The 21,735-nt window shown below is 63.6% G+C and carries 23 protein-coding genes and 2 pseudogenes; 15 read left to right on the top strand and 10 right to left on the bottom strand.

Going from position 1 to position 21,735, the window contains the following annotated elements; all coding sequences use genetic code 11:
• Positions 1–10 precede the first annotated feature (10 nt).
• Genes AB3X99_RS11045 through AB3X99_RS11035 form a run of 3 tightly spaced genes read left to right on the top strand, consistent with a single transcriptional unit; the run spans position 11 to position 1,437 of the window.
• Positions 11–622, top strand: a complete 612-nt coding sequence (locus AB3X99_RS11045; protein WP_368616937.1) for a hypothetical protein — start codon at positions 11–13, stop codon at positions 620–622.
• Between the two features lie 13 nt (positions 623–635).
• Complete coding sequence (locus tag AB3X99_RS11040) at positions 636–911, top strand: DUF1778 domain-containing protein (protein WP_368616936.1); 276 nt, start codon at positions 636–638, stop codon at positions 909–911.
• Positions 912–951: 40 nt separating this feature from the next.
• Positions 952–1,437, top strand: coding sequence for a GNAT family N-acetyltransferase (locus AB3X99_RS11035; RefSeq protein WP_368616935.1), 486 nt, complete (start codon positions 952–954; stop codon positions 1,435–1,437).
• A gap of 322 nt (positions 1,438–1,759) precedes the next feature.
• Here the strand turns inward: AB3X99_RS11035 and AB3X99_RS11030 are convergent, their stop codons facing one another.
• Positions 1,760–2,260: a hypothetical protein gene (locus AB3X99_RS11030; RefSeq protein WP_368616934.1), complete on the bottom strand. Its 501-nt coding sequence runs from the start codon at positions 2,258–2,260 to the stop codon at positions 1,760–1,762.
• 502 nt (positions 2,261–2,762) lie between these two features.
• On the opposite strand from AB3X99_RS11030, the gene AB3X99_RS11025 reads away from it, so the two are divergent.
• The gene (locus AB3X99_RS11025) at positions 2,763–3,077 is read left to right on the top strand and encodes a helix-turn-helix domain-containing protein (RefSeq protein ID WP_368616933.1); all 315 of its coding nucleotides are present in this window, start codon (positions 2,763–2,765) and stop codon (positions 3,075–3,077) included.
• A gap of 245 nt (positions 3,078–3,322) precedes the next feature.
• On the opposite strand, the gene AB3X99_RS11020 is transcribed toward AB3X99_RS11025, so the two are convergent.
• Positions 3,323–3,517, bottom strand: coding sequence for a type II toxin-antitoxin system death-on-curing family toxin (locus tag AB3X99_RS11020; RefSeq protein ID WP_256094764.1), 195 nt, complete (start codon positions 3,515–3,517; stop codon positions 3,323–3,325).
• A 12-nt stretch (positions 3,518–3,529) separates the two neighbouring features.
• Positions 3,530–4,054: a hypothetical protein gene (locus AB3X99_RS11015; RefSeq protein WP_368616932.1), complete on the bottom strand. Its 525-nt coding sequence runs from the start codon at positions 4,052–4,054 to the stop codon at positions 3,530–3,532.
• 396 nt (positions 4,055–4,450) lie between these two features.
• On the opposite strand from AB3X99_RS11015, the gene AB3X99_RS11010 reads away from it, so the two are divergent.
• The 3 genes and pseudogenes from AB3X99_RS11010 to AB3X99_RS11000 all read left to right on the top strand — a co-directional run.
• A complete protein-coding gene (locus AB3X99_RS11010; protein WP_069265474.1) occupies positions 4,451–4,720 on the top strand; it encodes a CopG family ribbon-helix-helix protein in 270 nt (89 codons plus the stop codon).
• Complete coding sequence (locus AB3X99_RS11005; RefSeq protein ID WP_368616931.1) at positions 4,717–5,040, top strand: type II toxin-antitoxin system RelE/ParE family toxin; 324 nt, start codon at positions 4,717–4,719, stop codon at positions 5,038–5,040. Before AB3X99_RS11010 ends, AB3X99_RS11005 begins: the two co-directional genes overlap by 4 nt.
• Before the next feature lie 140 nt (positions 5,041–5,180).
• A pseudogene (locus AB3X99_RS11000) lies at positions 5,181–5,674 on the top strand (transposase); the annotation flags it as partial.
• A gap of 204 nt (positions 5,675–5,878) precedes the next feature.
• Here AB3X99_RS11000 and AB3X99_RS10995 read toward each other — a convergent pair.
• The 6 genes from AB3X99_RS10995 to AB3X99_RS10970 all read right to left on the bottom strand — a co-directional run bounded on the left by AB3X99_RS10995 (position 5,879) and on the right by AB3X99_RS10970 (position 12,862).
• Entirely contained in the window at positions 5,879–7,027 is a 1,149-nt protein-coding gene (locus AB3X99_RS10995) for a Gfo/Idh/MocA family protein (RefSeq protein ID WP_256094756.1), read from the bottom strand.
• Between the two features lie 25 nt (positions 7,028–7,052).
• Positions 7,053–8,102 carry a sugar phosphate isomerase/epimerase gene (locus tag AB3X99_RS10990; protein ID WP_069265477.1) on the bottom strand — a complete coding sequence of 350 codons (1,050 nt, stop codon included), beginning with the start codon at positions 8,100–8,102 and terminating at the stop codon, positions 7,053–7,055.
• A gap of 14 nt (positions 8,103–8,116) precedes the next feature.
• A complete protein-coding gene (locus AB3X99_RS10985; RefSeq protein ID WP_069265518.1) occupies positions 8,117–9,085 on the bottom strand; it encodes a substrate-binding domain-containing protein in 969 nt (322 codons plus the stop codon).
• Positions 9,086–9,185: 100 nt separating this feature from the next.
• Positions 9,186–10,208 (bottom strand): ABC transporter permease, encoded by a 1,023-nt coding sequence (locus tag AB3X99_RS10980; protein WP_069265478.1) that lies wholly within the window; start codon positions 10,206–10,208, stop codon positions 9,186–9,188.
• Positions 10,189–11,676, bottom strand: a complete 1,488-nt coding sequence (locus AB3X99_RS10975) for a sugar ABC transporter ATP-binding protein (RefSeq protein WP_368616930.1) — start codon at positions 11,674–11,676, stop codon at positions 10,189–10,191. Before AB3X99_RS10975 ends, AB3X99_RS10980 begins: the two co-directional genes overlap by 20 nt.
• A 112-nt stretch (positions 11,677–11,788) precedes the next feature.
• Positions 11,789–12,862 carry a LacI family DNA-binding transcriptional regulator gene (locus AB3X99_RS10970; protein WP_069265480.1) on the bottom strand — a complete coding sequence of 358 codons (1,074 nt, stop codon included), beginning with the start codon at positions 12,860–12,862 and terminating at the stop codon, positions 11,789–11,791.
• Positions 12,863–13,144: 282 nt separating this feature from the next.
• Between AB3X99_RS10970 and AB3X99_RS10965 the strand changes: the two genes are divergently transcribed.
• From AB3X99_RS10965 to urtE, 7 genes are all read left to right on the top strand, one after another.
• Positions 13,145–13,798 (top strand): protein-L-isoaspartate O-methyltransferase, encoded by a 654-nt coding sequence (locus AB3X99_RS10965; RefSeq protein ID WP_254319411.1) that lies wholly within the window; start codon positions 13,145–13,147, stop codon positions 13,796–13,798.
• A 72-nt stretch (positions 13,799–13,870) separates the two neighbouring features.
• Complete coding sequence (locus AB3X99_RS10960) at positions 13,871–14,194, top strand: rhodanese-like domain-containing protein (RefSeq protein ID WP_069265482.1); 324 nt, start codon at positions 13,871–13,873, stop codon at positions 14,192–14,194.
• Between the two features lie 414 nt (positions 14,195–14,608).
• Positions 14,609–15,913: an urea ABC transporter substrate-binding protein gene (gene urtA / locus AB3X99_RS10955; RefSeq protein ID WP_069265483.1), complete on the top strand. Its 1,305-nt coding sequence runs from the start codon at positions 14,609–14,611 to the stop codon at positions 15,911–15,913.
• Positions 15,914–16,028: 115 nt separating this feature from the next.
• The gene (gene urtB / locus AB3X99_RS10950) at positions 16,029–17,669 is read left to right on the top strand and encodes an urea ABC transporter permease subunit UrtB (protein WP_368616929.1); all 1,641 of its coding nucleotides are present in this window, start codon (positions 16,029–16,031) and stop codon (positions 17,667–17,669) included.
• A 1-nt stretch (position 17,670) separates the two neighbouring features.
• Positions 17,671–18,864 (top strand): urea ABC transporter permease subunit UrtC, encoded by a 1,194-nt coding sequence (urtC, locus tag AB3X99_RS10945; RefSeq protein ID WP_368616928.1) that lies wholly within the window; start codon positions 17,671–17,673, stop codon positions 18,862–18,864.
• Positions 18,861–19,742 (top strand): urea ABC transporter ATP-binding protein UrtD, encoded by an 882-nt coding sequence (gene urtD, locus AB3X99_RS10940; protein WP_368616927.1) that lies wholly within the window; start codon positions 18,861–18,863, stop codon positions 19,740–19,742. Before urtC ends, urtD begins: the two co-directional genes overlap by 4 nt.
• Before the next feature lie 22 nt (positions 19,743–19,764).
• Entirely contained in the window at positions 19,765–20,460 is a 696-nt protein-coding gene (gene urtE / locus AB3X99_RS10935; RefSeq protein WP_069269410.1) for an urea ABC transporter ATP-binding subunit UrtE, read from the top strand.
• Positions 20,461–20,643: 183 nt separating this feature from the next.
• On the opposite strand, the gene AB3X99_RS10930 is transcribed toward urtE, so the two are convergent.
• Complete coding sequence (locus AB3X99_RS10930; protein ID WP_069269413.1) at positions 20,644–21,171, bottom strand: class I SAM-dependent methyltransferase; 528 nt, start codon at positions 21,169–21,171, stop codon at positions 20,644–20,646.
• Positions 21,172–21,587: 416 nt separating this feature from the next.
• On the opposite strand from AB3X99_RS10930, the pseudogene AB3X99_RS10925 reads away from it, so the two are divergent.
• Positions 21,588–21,701, top strand: a pseudogene (locus AB3X99_RS10925) (ABC transporter ATP-binding protein); the annotation flags it as partial.
• Between the last annotated feature and the right edge of the window lie 34 nt (positions 21,702–21,735).

Here is a 21,735-nt window from a genome sequence, read left to right as displayed (position 1 = left end):
CCGAAGCGCTATGGCCGCGAGAGACGGCAAACCGCGACGCGAATGCGCGGCCGCCCGTCGCCGCTCATTCGAACCGTTCAAGGCAGCAGGCAAACGCGCTGATGGCGAAGAACCGTCAAGCCATCATCTCTCAGGATTCGCCTTGTATGCGCGGCGCGTTGTCTGTCGAAACTTGTCGGCAACGCCAGGCATGCCCTGTCCGGCGATTCAATCAACATTGTCAGCCTGTTTGGCGAGCGGCTTACGCGGACGCGCGGGTAACGTTTTTTTTAACCGCCTCGCCCACAAAAATGCGGAGGTTCTTTCAGACGCAGTGAATGAACGAAACCCCGTGCGCGACCAAAATCTGTGCCAGATCCGCAGGGAGCCTGGCCGTCAGGGTGGCCGCCGGAGCCAAAGGGCATCAGCACCGGCAATAGCGTTCCTTCATTCACAAGCATCGCTATCTGCTGCTTCCACGACAAAACCGTTGCGTACCAACTGCCAGGCCGGCTTCGACCAGTTCGGGTTTCAGACGCTTGAGCGGCTTCTGCGTACAGTAAAAGTAAGGCATGAAGAAAAAGAGCAATCCTGTGAAAAAATGCGGTCGTACGCCTGTTGTGCCAGCATGACGTACATCTGACGGAGAAATTCCCATGACTACGACTACCCGCTCCGCCCGCCTGGGTTTGCGAGCCACGCCGCAGCAGGAGGCAGTACTGCGCCGCGCAGCCGAGATCGCGCACAAATCAATGACCGATTTCATTCTCGACAGTGCCTGCCAGGTTGCCGAACGAATCCTGCTCGACCAGCGTTTATTCCTCGTGACCGAAAGCCAATCGCAAGCGCTGCTCGACATGCTTGAACGGCCGGCTCAAGACAACGCGGGCTTGAAGGAGTTGTTTTCTCGAACGACGCCTTGGGAGAACTGATGCCGCTGTCGCCACCGCAGGCACTGGTCGCAAGCCACGATTGGAAGACTTCGATTGTGGCAAGCCCGGCCTGAATGACTGGCTCCTGCGCCACGCACGCCAGGCTCAGGCAAGCGGTTCGACCAAGACCTTCGTCGTCGCCGACGGTCAACGTCTCGCAGGGTTCTACAGTCTGGCTGTAGGGCAAATCGACACCCTGGAGGCGCCTGACCGGGTACGCAAAGGGATGGGAGCCTATCCCGTTCCCGTTGCAATCCTGGCTCGGCTTGCGGTCACAATGCAGGATCATGGGCGTGGAATCGGGATCGGCATGCTAGAAGACGCAATCCGGCGTACCGTTGCCATCTCCGGACAAGCCGGAGTTCGTGCGCTGCTGACACACCCGATCGATGTGGATGTGGAGCGCTTCTATCAGCGTTTCGGCTTTGAAGCTTCGCCGGCGCAAGAAAAGCAATTGCTTCTGTTGCTCAAAGATGCTCGGCGATTGCTCATGCCCGCAGAATCAGGCAAACAGAAGTCGAGATAACCTCGTCATCATCGACTAACGTCTCGCTACAACCCGCGTAACACGACGGTATACGTACATACTGTCCAGGCGCAAGCTTTGCCGGACAAGCCTTCCGAACCAAACTCAACGCAGTCGCTCGGTACACCGAAAGGATTCTGTCGTCGGCAGCGCCTATATAGCGTAGCTGAGCGCTGCGGTAAGCGACGCTGCATGGCTGTCTTTCGCTCGTCGGCAAGTCGACCATCGGGCGACTCTGTAACCCGTAGCCGCTTTGCATCCGGCGCGTCGAGTATCGGCCCTCCGACCTACTCGAGCCGGATTACGCTGCGGCAAATCGTAATCAGGAAGCCGCTCCCCCACCGTTCGTCAACGCTTTCAACGCCCGCTCCGGAGACACCGGTCCCTTGTAAAGCGGGCTACATGGCGTGCACGCCAGTTTTAGCGACGACTCGATGAGTTCGGTCGGTTTGTCGTGGGTGCGGTAGGCTTCGGCGAGATGCGCGAACTCCGTCATGATGCCGACAACGCTGCGATTTTGTGTCTTCGTGTATTTGACGACCTGCATTTCGCTCACTTCCGAGTCGACAAACGAACGCGGCACTCCGTGCGGGGCCAAAATATGCGCCAGAGCCGCAGGGAACCTGGCCGTCAGGGTGACCGCCGGAGCCAAAGGCATCAGCACCGGCAATAGCGTTTGCTCATTCACCAGCAGCGCGACCTGAGGCCGCCATGGCAAAACAGTTGCGTACCAATTGCCGAGCTTCGTCGTGCTGCTTCCAGCCTCGACCATGTCGGATTTCAGCCGTTTGAGCAGCTTGTGAGTGCAGTAGAGATAGAGCATAGAAAGGGGAGCAACCTCGTACCAGGAGAAGATGTACGCCGAGCTAACATCGCGTACCTCCAACCGACTCCGGTGCGATGAGCGGTAGGCCCAAGCATGGTTCGGCACGGCTCACCGAAGCATGCCCCTGCAATTATACGCAGGTAGCGTATAATTTATTGATGCAAGCGACCTTCATTGAACTGCCGCCGTTTTCCCGTGAGCGCGAGAGCTACCTGGCGGATGACGAGTACGCCGTCCTGCAGCAAGAGCTACTGGCTAATCCCGCGGCTGGCGACAAGATCAAGGGAGCCGGCAGTCTGCGGAAGTAGAGGTTCGCCGACAAACGCCGCCAGAAAGGCAAACGCGGTGGCCTGCCAGTGATCTGTTACTACTGGGTCAGCGGTTATCAATTCTGGTTGTTCACACTGTACGACAAGGACGAAATGGCAGACCTCTCCCGTGACGCGCGCAAAGCCTTCGCGAAGCGACTGGAAAGAGAGGTCACGATACGGAGCAAGCAATGAAGAAGCGAAATCTGTTTGCTGAATTGACCGAGGATCTCGGCGCCCTTGCTGGCGAGCGCGAAGGGAAAATCACGCTGCGCAAGATCAAGGCCGATGTGCCCGATACGCTCGAAGTTTCGCCGGCAGAAATCAAGGCCGTGCGCGAAGCCTCTCACGCGTCGCAAGCCGTCATGGCCCGAAGCCTGCGCATCAATGTGCGCACGTATCAGAATTGGGAACAAGGCAAGGCCAAGCCCAACGCACAGGCGGCCACGCTGATCCGACTGGTCGCCAAGCACCCGGAAACGCTTCAGATGCTGGAAGCGCTCTGAACGATTGCGGGCAACGTCCACCATCGACTGTCGTCGTCCCGCCCCAAGCACCGTAACGCGACGATATTTCTGACGGTATACGAGCTGCTTTTCTTGATCCCGTCTATGTGGGACTTGGCGTTCCCGCCAGACTCAACATGATCGCGCGGTACACCGAACGGATTCTGTCGTCGGCACCTATAGGACGCCCATAGCTTGTCAAACCAGCGGGAATTTCGAAATTAACCGTGCGTCCTAGCGTCGACTTACTCGGCGATCCGCTGTCGGAACCACTCCGCCAGCGCAGCTTCGTCGAGCACGCCAGCAGCAACCATTTCCATGGTCCTAACGGCGTCGGCCGGATCAAACTTCAACCGATAGCCGTTATCTGCAAGGAAAAGCCGAGCAACCACCCAAGCGGTTCTCTTGTTGCCGTCCGCAAAGCCATGATTCCGCGCCACCACAGTCGGTGTTCAGGGACAGAAAGATGGCCATCCCGTTCGGGACGCAGTGGCGTGAATGCCAATGGCCCAATGACCGGCGATGCTCTTGAAGTTGGTGCGAACGCGGTCGGCCGGTTTGCACCACGGCGCCGGGTCGCGTGCATACTCGATCGTGGTGCCGGAGGCGTGCGACGCCTTTGCGCGGTGAAACAAGATGTGCCGACCGACTTCCATCTCGGCGTTGTAGTCGACCAGCAGCAAGGCGACGTCGGGAATGTCAGCCACGCGGCTGACCTCCTTGTAGACGGTTGCAACGAGTCCAAGCTGGGCGAGTAGCGCGGCGATCTGCGTCTCGCCGAGGTAGTACGGCCCCCGTGCAAGATGCTTTGTCTTGGCGACAGCGATCTCCCTCACTTCTTCGATCGTCTTGCCCGAGAGCATCGCGGCGCACGCAAAGACATCGTCGAAGTCGTTGGTCTGCGCGACGAACGGGAACGCAGGCGTGAAGGTCGTCGCTGTGCTCTCAACTGTGGTTGGAATTGTGATAGCAGCCATGGAAGCTCCTGAAAACGCGAAAAATAGAGCGCGCAGCAACGCCTGCCGGCGGCATCGGCCACTTCGGGCAGATCAGAGAAAGAAAAGTGAGGCGAAAATCCGGCAAATTTCCTGCGGATTCGCTCTGGCATGCGTTGCGACGCGAGCGGCGAGCCGAGAACCGGCGAATTGACGGTTTTTCGACCGTATCGTCATTTAATAAGGACCATATCGCCCTCTCAACGGCCAAATAACTTTGGTTAGGCACGTGAAAGCCCCGAATTTCCAGCGTTTCGGACGGGGCCGGACGTCCTGTTTTCTCCGTTTCGACGCATCCAGCGCGTCGAGGGACAGCGATTCCGACCGTATTATTGTTTTATAATAGAGTCTGTTGCTGATCAATAATCGAGGTGTGTGATGGTTGCTGAGACTCGAACGCTGACTGCCCAAGTGCCGGTCGAACTGGCAGAAGAAGTGGACGCTCTGTCAGAGCAGATCGAGCGGCCGCGGCAGTGGATCATCAAGAAAGCGTTGGTCCAGTACCTCGCGCGCGAGGCCGAAAAGCGTCGTCTGATTCAGGAGGGCCTAGACGACGTTACCGCCGGGCGCTTCGTGTCAATGGAGCAGGCTCGTGCGTGGGCAAACAGCCTCGGCACGGATAACGAACTGCCGGTGCCGAAAGCGTGAGCGTCAAGGTCATCCCCACCGGCAAGGCGATGTCAGACCTTGAAGTCATTGCCAGGCACGTCAAAAAGTTCAATGATGCCGCCACTGCTCGCAAGGTCGTCAATGCGTTGCTCGATGAGTCGGAACGACTCGGACAGGACCACTTCCACCGGCTGGGCGAAGAGCTCGACGGATACGACGGACCACCGGCTCGCGAGGTACATCGCTGGGTCTGTCTCGCGGGCCGATACGAACTGCACTACGAGGTTTTGCCGCCGTATGCAGAAGAGCCCGCGACCATTGCTATCCTTCGCGTATGGGACACTCGACAGGACCGTTGAAGGAGCAACTGTAAATGGGTTATTACATTCGCACCTTCGCGACCTTGAACCACGAAGGTTCACAGGTTTGGAAAATCGAAGACGACGTCGCCATCCGGATCGGAGTCTCTAACCCTGAACGGAGCCCGGGTTCCTAGGCCAAGGGCAAAGCGCGCACGCCGTACGAATTCGGCGTCAAGGTGTCGATCACGACGACCCACAAGGAAGGCTCGTGATCGGAGCGCGCTCGATGCCGGGCAATCCGTATGACGGCCATACGCTGGCCGAGGCACTGGAGCAGGCGGCAATCCTAAGCGACGTGAAGCCGGAAGTGGCCGTTGTTGATCGAGGCTACAAGGGTGTCGCCGTAGATGGCGTGAAGATCTATCACCCGGGATTGCGACGCGGAATTACGCGGAACCTGCGCGCGATGATCCGACGGCGAAGCGCGATCGAGCCGGCCATCGGTCACATGAAGGCCGACGGCAAACTCGATCGGAACTGGCTCAAAGGCGCACTCGGCGATGCGATGCACGCGGTGCTGTGCGGCGCCGGCCACAACCTGCGCATGATCCTCAGAAAGCTGCGGCTTTTTTACGCCCTCATTCTGATCGCTTTGCGCAACCGCTCGCCCACTGTCGTCTTCACGGCATGATGGCCGCGCCGCGCAAAACGAATTATAAGGTCCGACTAAGAACTCCAGTTACTGCTTCCCGTCGACTATCAAATTTAAAGGAGAAGTTCGATCCTGGCGGGCAAGCAATTTTCCCGGATCCGCTTTCCGCAGGAGTAAAACGACGTCCGCCGCTGGAGTCGGCAGTCCATTCATCCAGATTTCCATGACCACGCGACGCGCCATTCACGCTCGGGAGATGCTGCGCCAGACGCCACCCGCCGCGCTGCTTGCCAGCACGGCGTCGATAAAGCGCAGTCCCTCCACGCCGTCGTCGACCGTCGTCAATAGCCGGCTTGCGCTCGGCGCGGGCTCACCGGCCTCGCGCGCGAGGATCTGCGCGGCTGCGTCGCGATAGAGCTGCGCGAACGCTTCGAGATAGCCTTCCGGATGCCCCGGCGGCACGCGCGTCGCGTGCCGTGCGGCGGCCCCCGTCACGCGGCCGCGCGTGAGCCGCTGCGCCTCGCCGCCCTGCGGCGTGAACCACAGCAGGTTGGGCTCCTCCTGATCGAACGCGAGGCTTGCCTTCGTGCCATATACGCGCAGCCGCAACGCGTTCTCCGCGCCGCTCGCCACCTGGCTCGCCCACAGCATGCCGCGCGCGCCGTTGGCGTAGCGCAGCATGGCCTGCACGTGATCGTCCACGCGGCGGCCCGGCACGAAGGTGTGCACTTCGGCCGCAAGCGCTTCCGGCACGAGCGCACTCACGAAGGCCGCCAGCTGATAGGCATGCGTGCCGATGTCGCCCAGACACCCCGCCGGGCCCGCGAGCGCGGGATCCGTGCGCCACATCGCCTGGCGGTTCGCGCCACTGCGCTCGACCGGATTGGCGAGCCAGTCCTGCGCATACTCGACCTGCACGATGCGCACCTCGCCAATCTCACCCGCCGCGACCATCTCGCGCGCATGCCGCACGAGCGGATAGCCCGAATACGTATGCGTGAGCGCGAATACGAGATTCGCGTCGCGCGCGTGCCTGGCGAGCGCTTCGCCCTCGGCGAGCGAGACCGCGAGCGGCTTGTCGCAGATCACGTGGATGCCCGCCTCCATGAACGCATGCGCCACCGGCGCGTGCAGATGGTTCGGCGTGACGATGGCCACCGCATCGATGCCGTCCTCGCGCGCGCCTTCCACGCTCGCCATCTCGCGCCAGTCGGCGTAGCTGCGCGCGAGGCCGAGCGCCTCGGCGCTCGACTGCGCGCGCGCCGCATCGGACGACAGTGCGCCCGCGACGAGTTCGAAACCATCGTCGAGACGCGCCGCGATGCGATGCACGGCGCCAATGAACGCCCCCTCGCCGCCGCCGACCATCCCGAGCCTGAGTCTTCGAGTCATTGCGTGTCTCCTGCGAGAATCTCGTTCAGAGGCCCAGCACGCCCTTCACCTGCGCCGCATCGACGCCGCTGCCCGCGAAGTCGTCGAACGCGTGCTCCGCCACGCGAATGAGGCGCCGCTTGATGAACTCCGCGCCCTCGCGCGCGCCATCGTGCGGATGCTTGAGCGCACACTCCCACTCGAGCACCGCCCAGCCCGGATAGTCGTACTGCGTGAGCTTCGAGAAGATCGCGCCGAAGTCGATCTGCCCGTCGCCAAGCGAGCGAAAGCGCCCCGCGCGCTCCACCCATGTGCTGTAGCCGCCGTACACACCTTGTTTGCCCGTGGGGCGGAATTCGGCGTCCTTCACGTGAAAGGCCTTGATGCGCGCGTGATAGAGGTCGATGAACGCGAGGTAATCGAGCTGCTGCAGCACGAAGTGGCTCGGGTCGTAGAGGATGTTCGCGCGGGGATGCTCGCCCACTGCCGCAAGAAAGCGCTCGAACGTCACGCCATCGTGCAGATCCTCGCCCGGATGCAGTTCATAGCAGACGTCGACGCCCGCTGCATCGAACGCGTCGAGAATCGGCCGCCAGCGGCGCGCGAGTTCGTCGAAGGCGGCTTCGACGAGCCCCGCCGGCCGCTGCGGCCACGGATAGACGTACGGCCACGCGAGCGCGCCCGAAAACGTCACGTGCGCGCTTAAGCCCAGATTCTTCGAGGCGCGCGCGGCCAGCATCAGCTGCTCGATGGCCCATGCCGTGCGCGCGTCGCGCTTGCCGCGCACCTGCGGTGGCGCGAAGCCGTCGAACAGCGTGTCGTAGGCGGGGTGCACGGCCACGAGCTGTCCTTGCAGATGTGTGGAAAGCTCGGTGATCGTCACGCCCGCATCGTCGGCCTGCTGGCGCAGGTCGTCGCAGTACGCCACGCTCGACGCGGCCTGCGCGAGATCGACGAGGCGCGCATCGGTGGGCACCTGGATGCCCTTGTAGCCGAGCTGGGCCGCCCAGCCGGCCATGTGCGCGAAGCTGTCGAACGGCGCGTCGTCGCCAAGAAACTGCGCGAGGAAAATCGCTGGGCCCTTGATCGTCTTCATCGCAAGCCCCGTCCTCAGAACGGCGAATCGGGGAAGTAGAACTGCTTCGCGTTCTCCTTGGTGATCAGCACCGAGGGGATGATCGTCGTGGGCGGCAGCGACTTGCCCTGCAAACGTGCTTCGGCCGTGAGCTTGATCGCGTCGTAGATGAACTTCGGCGAATACGACACATCGGCCTTGATGAGCGGGTCGCCGTCCATCACGCGCTTGACCATCTCCTTCGAGCCCGCGCCGCCGAACACGATCTTGATGTCGTTGCGCTTGGCCTGGTCGATCGCCTTGAGCACGCCCACGGCCATGTCGTCGTCGGCGGCCCAGACGGCGTCGATGTGCTTGAAGCGCGTCAGGTAGTCCTGCATCGTCTTGAACGCGTCGTCGCGGTTCCAGTTCGCGTATTTCGCGTCAAGAATCTTGATGCCTGGATAGTTCTTCAGCACGTTCGTGAACGCCGTCCAGCGCTCGTTGTCGAGCGTGGTGGGAATGCCGCGCAGCGCGACGATGTCGCCCTTGCCGCCCAGCTGCTTCGCGAGATATTCAGCGGGGATCTTGCCGAACGCCGTGTTGTCGCCCGCCACATAGGCATTCTGCGCGCTCGTGTCGGTCAAGCCGCGATCGACCACCGTCACGTACACGCCCTGCTTCTTCACCTGCGCAACGGGCTGCGTGAGCGAAGCCGATTCGTACGGGAAAATCACGAGCGCGTTGATCTTGTTAACGGTCACGAGGTCCTGCAGCTGGTTCGCCTGATCGGGCGCATTCGCCGCCGTCTTGACGATGACCTTGAGGTCCGGGTGGGCCTTTTCGAGGTCCTTCTTCGCCTCGTTCGCCCACCAGACGATGCCGCCCGTGAAGCCATGGTCGGCCGTGGGAATCGCCACGCCCAGCGTGACCTTGTCGTCGGCGCGCGCCGCGCCCGCACCGAACGTCGCCGCTACGCCAAGCGCCAGCGCGCCCGCACACATCGTTCGAATCATCTTCTTCATGATGCCGTCTCCTGTCGTGCGCTCCCGCGCCCGTTCCTGCGTTGAGTTTTCGCTGCCTCCTTCGACTTCCCCACCGCCCTGCCAGATCTGCTTCGAATCCTTACCGTCTGCCGCGCTGCAGGAACGCGACGGCAATGATCGCCACGCCCTGCACCGCCGCATTCAGATACACGCTGATGATGCTCGTGAGATTGAGAATATTGGCGATGACCGAGAGCAACACCGCGCCGACCACGGTGCCCGCCACGCGCCCTTCGCCGCCCTTGAGCGCCGTGCCGCCCACCACCACCGCGGCGATCGCCTCCAGTTCCCACAACAAGCCCGTAGTCGGCGTGGCGGAGCCCAGACGCGGCACATAGAGCACCGTCGCCACGCCCACGCACACGCCCAGCAGCACGTAGGTTGCGCACTTCACGCGATCGACGCGGATCGCCGCATAGCGCGCGACCTGCTCGTTCGAGCCGATCGCCTGCACGTGCCGTCCGAACGCCGTGCGGTTGAGAATGAGCGCACCGCCCGCCGCCGTGAGCGCGAACACCCACACGGGCACCGGAATGCCGAAAAGGCTCGCGTAATAGACCGGCCCGTAGAGATCGACGAGATTGTTCTGCAGCGTGAGCGCGCCGCCATCGGCAAGCCATGTCAGCACCGAGCGGAAGATGCCTAGCGTGCCGAGCGTGACGATGAAAGGCTCGATGCGTCCGCGTGTGATCAGCAAGCCATGCGCGAGCCCAAACGCCGCGCCGAGCACGAGCGCAATCGCAATACCGATCGCGACGATGGCCAGGGGTGCAAACGCGTGTTCGCTCGCCGCCAGCGTATTCATCACCCAGATCATCACGCCCGCGATCAGCGCGGCCATCGAGCCGACCGACAGGTCGATGCCGCCCGAAATGATCACGAACGTCATGCCCACGGAAATGATGCCGATGAACGAGGTGCGCGTGAGCACGTTGAGCAGGTTGCCGGCGGTGGCGAAATCGCGGTTGAGCAGCGTGCCGAGCACACAAAGCAGGATCAGGCCGATGAGCGGCCCGACGCCTGCGAGCCGGTGCACGAATCGCGCCGCGGCCGAGCGCGCGCCACGGCCTTCGGACGTAGCGTCAGTGGGTGCCGGTTGCATGAGCGATCAGCTCCTCTTCGTTCAGATGTTCGTGCCCGAGCGTGGCGACGAGCCGGCCCGCGCGCATCACGGCCACGCGATGCGCGAGCCCGATCAGCTCGACCAGTTCGGACGAGATCACGACGACCGCGCGCCCCGAGGCCGCGAGCCGCTGGATCAGGAAATAGATGTCGCGCTTCGCGCCCACGTCCACGCCGCGCGTGGGCTCGTCGAGCACGATCACGCGCGGGTCGGGCTGCAGGAACTTGGCGAGCGCGAGCTTCTGCTGGTTGCCGCCCGAGAGCATGCGCGCGCGGCTGTCGAGGTCGCCGGTGCGGATGCCGAAGTCGCGCACCGCTTTCTCGAGCGCGCGGCGGCCCGCCTTCAGATCGAGCAGCGGATGACCGTAGCGCTCGAGTGTCATGAGCGTGAGGTTGTCCTGCAGCGTGAGGTTCATGTGCAGGCCGCGGCCCTTGCGGTCTTCGCTCAGGTACGTGAGGCCGTGGCGCATCGCGTCGCGCGGGTGGCGCAGCGTGACCGGGCGGCCGTCGATCTCGATCTCGCCTGCGTGCTTGTGGCGCAAGCCCACGATCGCCTCGAACGCCTCGCTGCGTCCCGCGCCCACGAGTCCCGCGAAGCCGAGAATCTCGCCCGCGCGCACCTCGAAGCCCAGATTCTCGACCCAGCCCGGCACGGTGAGATGCGTCACGCGCAGCGCCACGGGGGCAAGCTCGGGCGCCGCGCCTTTCTCCGGAAACATGTCGGAGACGTCACGGCCCACCATGAGGTTCGCCATCTGCTGGCGCGCGAGCCCGGCCGTCGCGCTCGCGGCCACGAAGCGACCGTCGCGCATCACGACCACGTCGTCGGTGATGCTCTCCACCTCGTCGAGCTTGTGCGAGATGTAGACGAGCGTCGTGCCAGATGCGCGCAGCTTCGTCATGAGCGCGAAAAGGCGCGCGGTTTCGGCGAGCGTGAGCGTGGCCGTGGGCTCGTCCATGATCAGGAGGCGCGCGTGCCGCGAGAGCGCCTTGGCGATCTCCACGAGCTGTTTTTCGGCGACGATGAGGTCGCGCACCTTCACGTCCGGGTCGCGCGCGAGGCCCACCTGCGCGAGCAGTTCGCGCGCTTCGCGGCGCATGGCAGCGTCGTCGACGAGCCAGCCTTTGCGCTTCTCGTGGCCGAGGAAGATGTTCTGCGCGATCGTCAGGTGCTCGGCCAGGTTGAACTCCTGGTGGATCAGCACGATGCCGGCGGCTTCGGCCTCGCGCGAGCCGTCGAAGCGGCGCGCCACGCCGTCCACCAGTATCTCGCCCGCGCTCGCGTTTTCGTAGCCCGCGAGAATCTTCATGAGCGTCGATTTGCCCGCGCCGTTCTCGCCCAAAAGGCCGTGAATGCGCCCCGGCGCGAGCTCGAAGCTCACGCCGTGCAGCACGCGCACGGGACCGAAGTCCTTGCGGATGTCGTTGAACTTGACGGCGACGCTCATGCGCGTGCGCTCCTCCAGTGGCCTTGTCGGCGGGCTCCGGCGGGCGGCGCTCGCCGCCCGCCTTCGCTCCGCTGGTCTCCCCTGCTATGTGTTCGTTTGCGTTATTTCGACTTCACCCGCTCTCGCGCACCACCAGCCGATGCGGCAGCAGCACGCCCGGCACGCTCGCGCGCGGGTCCGCGAAACGCCGCAGCAACAGACGCGCGGCCGTCTCGCCCAGTTCCCGCATGGGCTGCGCGATCGTCGTGAGCGGCGGGTCGATCTGCGCGGCGAGCGCGATATCGTCGAAGCCGACCACGGCGACGTCGCGCGGCACGCGCCGTCCCGCGCCGCGCAGGCCATTGACCACGCCCACCGCGAGCGTGTCCGACACCGCGAAGATCGCGTCCGGCGCTTCGCCCGCCGGCAACTGCATGAGCGCGGCGGCGGCCTGCGCGCCCGCGTCGTAGTCGAGGCAGTTCACGTTCACGCGCCACGCGTCGCGCATCGCGATGCCCGCTTCGCCGAGCGCATCGCGCCAGCCCTCGCGGCGCTGCCGTGCGTAGAGATAGTGCTCGTCGGAGTTGATGAGCGCGACACGTCGCCGCCCCCGCGCGATCAGATGCCGCACGGCGTCGTGCGCGGCCCGGTAGTTGTCGATGCCGACATACGGCACGCCCACGTCCGGATCGAACTCGCAGCAGGCCACCCACGGCAGCGCCGTCGATTCGGCGGCCAGCGCATGTTGCACGGTTGCCGGGTCGAGGCAGATCGCCCCGTCCGCGCGATGGCGGCGCAGCAGGTCGAAGTAGCTGCGCTCGCGGCCGGCGTCCGCGCCCGTGTCGCACAGCAGCAGGAAAAACCCGTGCTGGCGCGCGACGCTGTCGATGCCGCGCACGATCTCCGCATAAAACGGGTTGCCGAAGTCGGGCACCATCGTCAGGAGCAGGCGGCTTTCGGCCGTGCGCAGGTTGCGCGCGAGTTCGTTCACGCGGTAGCCGCTCGTTTCGATCTCGGAGAGCACGCGCTCGCGCGTGGCGGCGCGCACGTTCGCATGACCGTTGAGCACGCGCGAAACCGTCGCGACCGAGACCCCCGCGCGCTGCGCCACCGCCGCGATCGAGCCGCCGCGCGCGGCGGTATCGGCGCGGGCGTCTTCAGACGGCTGCGGCCGCAGTTGCGACGTTCTGGACGAGCGAGCGGACATGGGCGAAGGCGATGGTGACCGGTTCGGAAGCCTGCGGCGGCCGCGGCGTGAGCCGTCTGGGCGCGTCAAAATGTAATCGATTACATTTTTGGTACGAGAACCGCAAAACCGCAAGGCTCACGAAGCCAGGACAAACACCGATCCGTCAATCCCGCCGGAACCCCTTCGGGCTGTCGGCGGCGCGGCCGGGCCAGCAGCCGGTTTGCTACAATTCTCCGATTGCCCGACACCCTTTTTGCCGGGCTTGGACCGAACCGATCCCGACCACAACGCCGAGTCACCATGAACATCGAACAAGCGCGTTTCAACATGATCGAACAGCAGATTCGCCCCTGGGAAGTGCTCGACCAGGACGTGCTGAACCTGCTCTCGATCGTCAAGCGTGAGCATTTCGTCCCCGAGGCCTATACCGCCCTCGCGTTCGCCGACCTCGAAGTGCCGCTGCCGAACGGCCAGCACATGATGGCGCCGCGCGTCGAAGCGCGCGTGCTGCAGGAACTCGCGGTCAAGAAGCATGAGAGCGTGCTCGAAATCGGCGCGGGCTCCGGCTACATGGCGGCGCTGCTCGCGCACCGGGCGCAGAAGGTGCTGAGCGTGGAGATCGACACCGAACTCGCCGAATTCGCGCGCGCGAACTTCGTCAAGAACGGCGTGCTCAACGCCGAAGTCGTGGTCGGCGACGGCGCACGCGGCTGGGCCGCGAACGCGCCGTACGATGTGATCTGCGTCTCGGGCGGCCTGCCGGTCGTGCCGCAGGAACTGCTCGAGCAGCTCAAGGTGGGCGGGCGACTGGCGGCTTTCGTGGGCGGCGCGCCCGTCATGGAAGCGCAGATCATCACGCGCATCGACGAAAAGCAGTTCCGTATTGCCGGCGTGTTCGAAACGTATGTCGAGCCGCTGCAGAACGCCGTGCATCCGCCGCGCTTCAAGTTCTAAGGCGCTTCCAACCTGCCGCATCGCCGGGTTCCGTGCACGGCAGCCCGGCTTACTTACCCGATTGAGTGTTCCATGCAGAATCTGACCGCCCCCGCCCTCGCCGAATGGCTTGCCGACACCTCGCGCGAGACTCCCGTACTGCTCGACGTGCGCGAGCCGTGGGAAATCGAAACGGCAAAGATCGCCGGCAGCCTGTCGATCCCCATGCGCGAGGTCCCTGCGCGAAGCGAGGAGCTGGACGACGAGGCGCAGATCGTCTGCATTTGCCACCACGGCGCGCGCAGCGCCCAGGTGGCGATGTTCCTCGAGTCGCGCGGCTACACGAAGGTGTTCAACCTGCAAGGCGGCATCGACGCCTGGTCGCGCCAGGTCGACCCCAAGGTGCCGACGTACTAAGCAGGCGCACGCCAGCTTAAGGAAGGGGGCGCGGCTCAGGCCGCGCCCTTTGTCATTTCTGGACCATTCACCTCGGTCCACTGCGTGCAGCCACCGGCCCGCCCCTCATGCACAACGATGCAGCGTGCCCCGACGCGCCATTCGTCCGGCTTCATGCACACGCGCACTGAGACGATGCAGCGCGCCCGAACATGCATCTCGCTGCACCACAATCGCCCGCCCGTTGCGTCGCCGCCGATGCGCCCCGCATCGCCGCGCGCCTTATGGGGCAAGCCTGGCGCTTGACCTTCACGCTGGCACAACGCTTGCAGAAGGGTATACGCAAGACAGGCCACACACACCGGGCGGCGCGCAAGACGACAAAACGACCCCGCGCCACGGCCCACGACTCACTCACGGACAAGAGGCACAAAAATGAAACGTCGCAGTCTGTTGAAACTCGGGACGATGTCGGGCGCACTCGCGGCCGCGGGGCGCATGCCGTTCGCGCACGCGGACACCGGCAGCGGGCCGATCAAGGTCGGCATCCTGCACTCGCTCTCGGGCACGATGGCCATTTCGGAGACCTCACTGAAAGACACCGCGTTGATGACGATTGCCGACATCAACAAGAACGGCGGCGTGATGGGGCGCCAAATCCAGCCCGTAGTGGTCGATCCGGCCTCGAACTGGCCGCTCTTCGCCGAAAAGGCGCGCCAGCTCCTCACGCAGGACAAGGTGGCCTGCGTATTCGGCTGCTGGACCTCGGTGTCGCGCAAGTCGGTGCTGCCCGTGTTCGAGGAGCTCAACGGCCTGCTCTACTACCCCGTGCAATACGAAGGGGAAGAAATGTCGCGCAATGTGTTCTACACGGGCGCGGCGCCCAACCAGCAGGCGATTCCCGCGGTGGAATACCTGATGAGCGCGGAAGGCGGCGGCGCGAAGCGCTTTTTCCTGCTCGGCACCGATTATGTGTATCCGCGCACGACCAACAAGATCCTGCGCGCTTTCCTGCACTCGAAGGGCGTGAAAGACAGCGATATTCAGGAGGTCTACACGCCGTTCGGCCATAGCGACTATCAAACCATCGTCGCGAACATCAAGACGTTCTCGCAGGGCGGCAAGACTACTGTCGTCTCGACCATCAACGGCGACTCGAACGTGCCGTTCTACAAGGAGCTCGGCAACCAGGGCATCAAGGCTACCGACGTGCCCGTGGTCGCGTTCTCCGTGGGCGAGGAAGAGTTGCGCGGCATCGACACGAAGCCGCTCGTGGGACACCTCGCGGCGTGGAATTACTTCATGTCGGTGAAAGGCCCGAACAACACGAAGTTCAAGGAGCAGTTCGAAGCCTGGGTGCAGGCGAACAACCTGCCCGGCGGCAGCAAACGCGTGACCAACGACCCGATGGAAGCGACGTTTGTCGGCATCCACATGTGGAAGCAGGCCGTGGAAAAGGCGAAGAGCACCGACGTCGACAAGGTGCGCGTTGCCATGATCGGCCAGACCGTGGCGGCGCCCTCGGGCTTTACGCTCACGATGGACGGCAACCACCACCTGCACAAGCCGGTGATGATCGGCGAGATTCGCGGTGACGGCCAGTTCAATGTCGTCTGGAAGACGAAGACCGCCGTGCGCGCGCAGCCGTGGAGCCCGTTCATCGCCGGCAACGAAGGCAAGCCGGATGTGGTCACCTCGAACGCGCTGCCCGCCTTCCTGCGCCGCTCGCGCGTGGCCTGACGTTGTCTTCGCGAGCGCCGCGCCGCAACGTGGCGCGCGCTCGCGTGCTCTGTCTACGGGCCGCGGCGTAACTTCAGGCTGTTGCGCTGTGGCCCGCACCAAAAAAGAAAGCACCATGGCTCTCTCACTCCCGAGGTACGCGCAAGCGGGCCTGCGCCACGCGCTCGCCGCCGCTGCGCTCTTCACGGCGCTATGCACTTGCGCGCACGCGCTCGATGCGGCCGACGTCGCGCCGCTCGGCGGCGACGACTTCGACGCGAAATCCGCGGCCATCGACAAGCTCATCGCCACGCACGACGCCGCTTCGCTTGCGCTCCTGAAAGCGCTGGCCGAGGACAACGTCACGGCAACCGATTCGGGCGAAGTGCTCGTGCAAGATGGCGACAATGCACGCGACGCAGCCACTGGGCAACCTGTCGCCGCGAACATCGCTTCGAGCGCGCAGCCCATCACGCTGAACAACCTCTTGCGCTCGAAGGTCGCGGGCGCGGTCTCGGGCCTGCAACTCGCCTCGCCCGATCTGGAAACGCGCCGCGCCGCCATCGCCGGGCTGCTGAAGAACCCCGATCCCGCCATGAAGCCGATGATCGACGCCGCGCGCGCGAAGGAAACCGACCCGGCACTCAAGCGCCGTCTCGACACGCTCTGGGCGATGACCGCGCTTCACGATCCGATTGCGGCCACGCGTCTCGAAGCGGCGAAGCTCGTCGCGGCGCGCCGCGACGTCGACATGTACGAACTGCTGCGCCCGCTCGTCGCGAAGAACGCGAGCGGCGCGTACAGCGAGCCCGATGCCGATGTGCGATCAGCAGCGCAACAGGGCATCGATGCGCTCGATGCCATCCAGCGCCGCAGCGAGATCGCCGGCACGCTGTTCGCGGGCCTCTCGCTCGGCAGCGTGCTGCTGCTCGCGGCGCTCGGCCTCGCCATCACCTATGGACTCATCGGCGTCATCAACATGGCGCACGGCGAGTTCCTGATGATCGGCGCGTACGCAACCTACGTCGTCCAAACGCTCGTGCAGCGCTATGCGCCGGGCGCGTTCGACTGGTATCCGCTCTTCGCGATTCCCGCTTCGTTCGTTGCTGCCGCGCTCGTAGGCGCGGTGATCGAGCGGCTCGTGATCCGTCACCTCTACGGCCGCCCGCTCGAGACGCTGCTCACGACGTTCGGCATCAGCCTCATCCTCATTCAGGCCACGCGCATGATCTTCGGCGCGCAGAACGTGCAGGTCGAAAACCCCTCGTGGATGAGCGGCGGCGTGAGCGTCATGCCGAACCTCATCCTGCCGTACAACCGCCTCGCGATCCTCGCGTTCTCGCTGATCGTGGTGGGCGTTGCGTGGACCGTGCTCACGAAGACGCGTCTTGGCCTGTTCGTGCGCGCCGTCACGCAAAACCGCCGCATGGCGGCCTGCGTGGGCGTGCGCACCGCGCGCGTGGATGCGTGGGCTTTCGCGTTCGGCGCGGGCGTGGCGGGACTTGGCGGCTGCGCGCTCTCGCAGATCGGCAACGTCGGTCCCGATCTCGGCCAGAGCTACATCATCGATTCGTTCATGGCGGTGGTGTTGGGCGGCGTCGGGCAGATTGCGGGCACCGTCATCGGCGGCTTCGGTCTCGGGCTCGTCTCCAAGGCCATCGAGCCGTTCTGGGGCGCCGTGCTCGCGAAGATCGCCGTGCTCGTGCTGATCGTGCTCTTCATCCAGAAGCGTCCGCAGGGGCTGTTCGCCCTCAAGGGCCGCAGCGCGGAGGCATGACATGACGAGCGTCACTTCCTCTTCCGCGCGTCACACGCTGGGCGCCTCGCGAACTTCAGCCGACGGCGCCGAAACGTTCGCCCTTGGCTTGCCCGCGCGGCCGGCCCTGCTCTCGCCGCGCGCCTGGCTCGCGCTCATCGTGCTGATCCTCGTGATCGGCGTGGGCGTCCCGCTTTGCGCGCTGGTGCTGCCGCAATCGAGCGCACTGCATCTTTCCGCGTATGCGATGACGCTCGTCGGCAAGCTCATGTGCTATGCGATCGCTGCACTTGCGCTCGATCTCGTGTGGGGTTACTGCGGCATTCTGAGCCTCGGGCACGGCCTCTTCTTCGCGCTGGGCGGCTACGCCATCGGCATGTACCTCATGCGCGAGATCGGTCACGACGGCAAGTACGGCAGCGACCTGCCCGACTTCATGGTGTTTCTCGACTGGCATGCGCTGCCGTGGTACTGGCAAGGCACAGAGCATCTCTGGTATGCACTCCTGCTCGTCGTGCTTGTGCCCGCCGTGGTCGCCTGGGTGTTCGGCTTCTTCACGTTCCGCTCGCGCGTGAAAGGCGTGTACCTCTCGATCATCACGCAGGCCATGACGTTCGCCGCGATGCTGCTCTTCTACCGCAACGAAACCGGCTTCGGCGGCAACAACGGCTTCACGGACTTCAAGCGCATCGCGGGCATGCCGATCACGCATCCGGGCACGCGCACCGTGCTGTTCCTGCTGACGTTCGCCGTGCTCGTGCTCGCGTTTCTCGGCGCGCGGGCCATCGTCACCTCGAAGCTCGGGCGTGTCGTGACCGCGGTGCGCGACGGCGAAACGCGCCTCATGTTTCTCGGCTACAGCCCGCTGGGCTACAAGCTCTTCGTGTGGACCGTCTCGGCCGTCCTGTGCGGCATTGCGGGCGCGCTCTACGTACCGCAGGTCGGCATCATCAACCCGAGCGAGATGTCGCCTGGCAACTCGATCGAAATGGCGATCTGGGTGGCCGTGGGCGGACGCGGCACGCTCATCGGGCCGATCATCGGCGCGTTCGCCGTGAACGGTGCAAAGAGCTTTTTCACCGCGCATTTCGCCGAGTACTGGCTGTTCTTCCTCGGCCTGATGTTCGTGCTCGTGCCGCTGTTGCTGCCCAACGGCATCATGGGACTCATCGAACTCATCCGGAACCGGATCACCACGCGGAGCGAACGCCCATGAACGGACATAGCGTGATCAGCGACCCGCTCAACCACAACCCCTTCGACGACGCCCTCAAGTACGACGAACTCGCCCTCTCCGGCGTGGCGGAACTGGGGCACGTGGTCGAACCCGGCGCGATCGACATCTCGCACGGCACGATCCTGTATCTCGAAGACGTGACCGTGAGCTTCGACGGCTTTCGCGCGCTCAACAAGCTTTCGCTCGTGATCGACGCGGGCGAGCTGCGCTGCGTGATCGGCCCGAACGGCGCGGGCAAGACCACGATGATGGATGTCATCACCGGCAAGACCGCGCCCGATTCCGGCAAGGTGTTCCTCGGGCAGACGCTCGACCTCACGCGCATGAACGAGCCGGCGATCGCGCGCGCGGGCATTGGCCGCAAGTTCCAGAAGCCCACGGTGTTCGAGCAGCATCCCGTGTGGGAGAACCTCGAACTCGCGATGAAGGCCGACAAGGGCTGGTTCGCCACGCTGCGCGCGCGCCTTGGCCGCGAGGCGCAGGCGAAGATCGAGGAAACGCTCGAAGTGATCCGGCTGGAGAGCGACGCCCGACGCCTCGCGGGCGAGCTCTCGCACGGCCAGAAGCAGCGGCTCGAAATCGGCATGCTGCTCATGCAAAGGCCGCAGCTGTTGCTGCTCGACGAGCCCGCCGCCGGCATGACCGACGACGAAACCATGGAACTCGCCACGCTCCTCAACCGCCTGCGCGGGAGCTGCTCGATGATGGTGGTCGAGCACGACATGGAGTTCGTCGCGGCGCTTGCGGGGGAAACCGGGCGCGTCACGGTGATGGCCGAGGGCAGCGTGCTCGCGCACGGCACGCTCGAGGACGTGAAGCGCGACGAAGCGGTCATCGAATCGTATCTGGGCCGCTAGGGCCGTTTTGAATAGATCAGCCATGCTAACCATCGAATCGCTGAATCAGTACTATGGCGGCAGCCACATCCTGCGCAACGTCTCGATGACGGTGCCCGAGGGTGAACTCACCGTGCTGCTCGGCCGCAATGGCGTGGGCAAGACCACGCTGCTGCGCTGCCTCATGGGCGTCGTGCCGACGAAGAACGGTTCGATCGCGTGGCGCGGCGAAGCGCTCACGAAGCTGCCCACGCATGCGCGGGTGGCGCAGGGCCTCGCTTACGTGCCGCAAGGGCGCGATATCTTTCCGCGCCTGAGCGTCGAAGAGAATCTGCTGGTGGGCGCGGCGAGCAAGAAGCGCATGCCGTCGAGCGTGCCCGCGCACATCTACGAACTCTTTCCCGTGCTCAAGGACATGAAGGCGCGGCGCGGCGGCGACCTCTCGGGCGGCCAGCAGCAGCAGCTCGCCATCGGCCGCGCGCTGATGAGCGATCCGCAGCTGCTCATTCTCGATGAGCCTACCGAAGGCATCCAGCCTTCGATCATCCAGGATATCGGCCGCACGTTGCGCAGGCTCGTGGAAGAGATGCACATGACGGTGCTGCTGGTCGAGCAGTACTACGACTTCGCCAAGGCCATCGCGGACCGCTACTGGGTGATGAGCCGCGGCGAAATCGTGGCGGGCGGCGCCGGCGCGAGCATGGATGCGGATGGGGTGCGGGAGTTGATTGCGGTGTGAACCCTGAAATTGGCGACCAGCCGCCACGACGAATGCCGGGCAGGCTTACGAATTTTACGTGGATCTGCAGGGACCGGACGGCGCTCGTCGCCCCTGAACCACCTTTCAGGCGCATGCAACGTCAAGGCAGCTTCCAAAGCGCAACAGACCGCTGGTTGTGCGCTGGGGTCTGCGCATCTGGCGTTATGAAAGAACATATTCGAATTTATCAATCATCTTGTCGATAAGATTCGTGTCGATATTTTTCTTGCTGGGAACGATGAATAGGCACTGCCGGCCGAAAGTGTCGGCGCGAGAGATGAAGTCCTCGACTATATGATAATGGGGACGATTTGTGTAATCATCGAAGATAATTTTCGTCCCTTCATTGGATAATTTCAGTGTTGTTAAAAAACAGAGAACGCGAAATCGTCCATCAATAAGAACAATGTCGGGGTTCTGATGATTTGCCCATGGAGCATTGGCGTATCTAAGAAAATTTTGCCTTTTTTGGTAATTGATTGGAGCGCCCCACTGCCCCAGCTCACCGCAATCTACCCACTCAATTGTGGCATCTTTCCGGTCAATTCTATTCTCCACAAAATCAATCCATTCCTTGCTCGTGTCTATGCTATGAATTTTTGCATTGGTATTCTGCGCTACCCAAATCGTGCTTTCTCCGCAGCCGTACTCGAAATAAAGCCTCGATGAGGCCGTGAGTCGCTTGAACATTGCGTCATCGCCATCGAAAGAACCTTCTTCTTTTCGGGAGATAGCAATTTCCCGGCTCCAATGGTAATCAGGGGAGGAGCGATAAGTTTAAGGCATTTAATTGCTGACATTGTTGTCTCCACTCATAATTTGAGACAATAAAAAATCCATCAATTGGGGTGGTGCAGTTTCCGAATAACCTTTAACGAACGCTTTCAGACAGGTTTACGATTTCCTGTCTGTTACGACACGAACGTTTCCCCCATGACCATGCAGGACATACAGGCGAACTTCTGTGTCCTTTCGCACAGTAGTGCCCCTAACCAGGCATCCGCTCTAGGCGCGCTGGTACGCGCCGTGCGCTTGGAGGCATTCGTGCTCTGCGATGGCAGGGGCGACGCGATCCCTGTGAGGGGCTTGCAGCAGACGTGCCCACGAAGTACGGCTCGATCGCCTGGCGCGGAGAGGCGCTCACGAAGCTGCCCACCCATGCGCGCTTGGCGCAGTGCCTCGCTTACGTACCGCAAGGGCGCGATATCTTTCCGCGCTTGTACGCAACGGTCATCCCCGCATTGCCGTTATGCG

Origin of the sequence: Paraburkholderia sp. BR10882, from assembly GCF_040948855.1 — a bacterium.
GTDB classification, from domain to species: Bacteria; Pseudomonadota; Gammaproteobacteria; order Burkholderiales; family Burkholderiaceae; genus Paraburkholderia; species Paraburkholderia nodosa_A.
This window is presented reverse-complemented; position numbering and strand designations above follow the sequence as displayed.

Excerpts from the sequence above, each read along its gene's own strand:
- AB3X99_RS11045 (WP_368616937.1), top strand. The coding sequence starts at position 11 with ATGGCCGCGAGAGACGGCAAACCGCGACGCGAATGCGCGGCCGCCCGT.
- AB3X99_RS11040 (WP_368616936.1), top strand. The coding sequence starts at position 636 with ATGACTACGACTACCCGCTCCGCCCGCCTGGGTTTGCGAGCCACGCCG.
- AB3X99_RS11030 (WP_368616934.1), bottom strand. The coding sequence starts at position 2,260 with ATGCTCTATCTCTACTGCACTCACAAGCTGCTCAAACGGCTGAAATCC.
- AB3X99_RS11025 (WP_368616933.1), top strand. The coding sequence starts at position 2,763 with ATGAAGAAGCGAAATCTGTTTGCTGAATTGACCGAGGATCTCGGCGCC.
- AB3X99_RS11015 (WP_368616932.1), bottom strand. The coding sequence starts at position 4,054 with ATGGCTGCTATCACAATTCCAACCACAGTTGAGAGCACAGCGACGACC.
- AB3X99_RS11010 (WP_069265474.1), top strand. The coding sequence starts at position 4,451 with ATGGTTGCTGAGACTCGAACGCTGACTGCCCAAGTGCCGGTCGAACTG.
- AB3X99_RS10995 (WP_256094756.1), bottom strand. The coding sequence starts at position 7,027 with ATGACTCGAAGACTCAGGCTCGGGATGGTCGGCGGCGGCGAGGGGGCG.
- AB3X99_RS10990 (WP_069265477.1), bottom strand. The coding sequence starts at position 8,102 with ATGAAGACGATCAAGGGCCCAGCGATTTTCCTCGCGCAGTTTCTTGGC.
- AB3X99_RS10985 (WP_069265518.1), bottom strand. The coding sequence starts at position 9,085 with ATGAAGAAGATGATTCGAACGATGTGTGCGGGCGCGCTGGCGCTTGGC.
- AB3X99_RS10980 (WP_069265478.1), bottom strand. The coding sequence starts at position 10,208 with ATGCAACCGGCACCCACTGACGCTACGTCCGAAGGCCGTGGCGCGCGC.
- AB3X99_RS10975 (WP_368616930.1), bottom strand. The coding sequence starts at position 11,676 with ATGAGCGTCGCCGTCAAGTTCAACGACATCCGCAAGGACTTCGGTCCC.
- AB3X99_RS10970 (WP_069265480.1), bottom strand. The coding sequence starts at position 12,862 with ATGTCCGCTCGCTCGTCCAGAACGTCGCAACTGCGGCCGCAGCCGTCT.
- AB3X99_RS10965 (WP_254319411.1), top strand. The coding sequence starts at position 13,145 with ATGAACATCGAACAAGCGCGTTTCAACATGATCGAACAGCAGATTCGC.
- AB3X99_RS10960 (WP_069265482.1), top strand. The coding sequence starts at position 13,871 with ATGCAGAATCTGACCGCCCCCGCCCTCGCCGAATGGCTTGCCGACACC.
- urtA (WP_069265483.1), top strand. The coding sequence starts at position 14,609 with ATGAAACGTCGCAGTCTGTTGAAACTCGGGACGATGTCGGGCGCACTC.
- urtB (WP_368616929.1), top strand. The coding sequence starts at position 16,029 with ATGGCTCTCTCACTCCCGAGGTACGCGCAAGCGGGCCTGCGCCACGCG.
- urtC (WP_368616928.1), top strand. The coding sequence starts at position 17,671 with ATGACGAGCGTCACTTCCTCTTCCGCGCGTCACACGCTGGGCGCCTCG.
- urtD (WP_368616927.1), top strand. The coding sequence starts at position 18,861 with ATGAACGGACATAGCGTGATCAGCGACCCGCTCAACCACAACCCCTTC.
- urtE (WP_069269410.1), top strand. The coding sequence starts at position 19,765 with ATGCTAACCATCGAATCGCTGAATCAGTACTATGGCGGCAGCCACATC.
- AB3X99_RS10930 (WP_069269413.1), bottom strand. The coding sequence starts at position 21,171 with ATGTTCAAGCGACTCACGGCCTCATCGAGGCTTTATTTCGAGTACGGC.